This window comes from Actinoplanes sp. NPDC024001 (assembly GCF_040638955.1).
Classification (GTDB): domain Bacteria; phylum Actinomycetota; class Actinomycetes; order Mycobacteriales; family Micromonosporaceae; genus Actinoplanes.
On record NZ_JBEZZB010000377.1, the window covers coordinates 1 to 1,361 of the forward strand.

Below are 1,361 nucleotides of genomic sequence, written 5' to 3' on the forward strand. Positions count from 1 at the left end.
GCCGGCGTCGGTGGGCCGCGCGCCGGGGTCGCGGCGGGTGGCCCGGGCGACCAGCCGGTCCAGCACGGCGGGCAGGCCGGGCGTGACGGTCGACGGTGCGGGCACGTCGTTGTCGACGTGCTGCCAGGCCACCTCGACCGGCTCGGCGCCGTCGTAGGGCACCCGGCCGGTGAGCATCTCGAAGAGCACGATGCCGGCCGAGTAGACGTCGGTGCGGGCGTCGGCCTGACCGGTCTGCACGAGCTCGGGAGCCACATATGCCACCGTGGCCATCAGCTGGCCGGAGTCGTCGACGGTGCTCGCCTCGATGGCCCGGGCCAGACCGAAGTCGGCCACCTTGACCACCGCGTCGACCAGGTCGGCGGTGCCGCCGCTGGGCGCCTCGGCGACCAGCACGTTCTCCGGCTTGACGTCGCGGTGCACCAGGCCGGCGCGGTGCGCGGCGGCGATCGCCGCGAGCATCTGCTCGAGGATCGCGAGCGCCTCGACCGGGCTCAGCTTGTGCCGCTGGCTCAGCAGGTCGCGCAGGGTGCGGCCCTGCACGAACTCCATCACCAGGTAGGGGAGTCCCTGGTGGCGCCCCTGGTCGTAAACGGCCACGACGTTGGGGTGGGTGAGCCGGGCGATCGTCTTCGCCTCGTCGGTGAACCGGTCCACGAAGTGGACGTTGGTCGCCTGCGACGGGTGAATGATCTTCAAGGCGACGGTGCGCTCGAGCCGCTCGTCGGTGGCCCGGTAGACGGTCGCCATGCCACCACGGGCGACGCGACCGGTGATCCGGTAGCGCCCGTCAATCGTTGTGCCGATCAACGTATCGGCGACTGTGGTGTCCATCGGCGTGAAGTGTATGTGTCTTTCCGGTGGGGGTACGTCAGGATGTCACAGCTGAGTCCAAACGGGTACCCAGACCGGCTGTGAGCTGCGCCGATCCCCTCACGCCCGGCTTCGCAAAAAGGATCTTCCACGCTAATCACGGTATCGACGGTGATGGCGGTGGTCGCCGCGCCGCCCGCTCGGGCTGGCGTCCGGGGTGGCCTCGGCCGGCCCGCTCGGGGTCGCGGACGGTTGCGGTTCGCCGGAAGTGCCCGGTTCGGCGGACGGCTCGCCGGAACTCGGCGACGGCGACGGCGAGGCGTTGCCGGACGGTGTGACCGGAGCGGCCGTGGGAGTCGGCACCGGCGGGGTGAGGCAGTCGCACTCGGTCGGGCCGGCCGGGCGGCCGGGGGAGCGCGGCGCGGAGCGGCCCGGCTGGGCGGTCCCGGTCGGCGGCGCGGTGGTGACCAGGGTTCCGTCGGCCGCGGTGGCCGGCGGCGCGGCGAGGCCCGCAGCGCCCGGTACCGGCGGCACGGTCGTGGTCGTCG

The 1,361-nt window shown here is 73.0% G+C and carries 2 protein-coding genes; one reads left to right on the forward strand and one right to left on the reverse strand.

What is annotated here, in order from left to right:
- The coding region (locus AB0F81_RS51280) for a protein kinase (RefSeq protein WP_360211788.1) at positions 1–834 on the reverse strand (834 nt) is incomplete at its 3' end.
- 247 nt (positions 835–1,081) lie between these two features.
- Here AB0F81_RS51280 and AB0F81_RS51285 point away from each other — a divergent pair.
- The coding region (locus AB0F81_RS51285) for a hypothetical protein (RefSeq protein WP_360211791.1) at positions 1,082–1,361 on the forward strand (280 nt) is incomplete at its 3' end.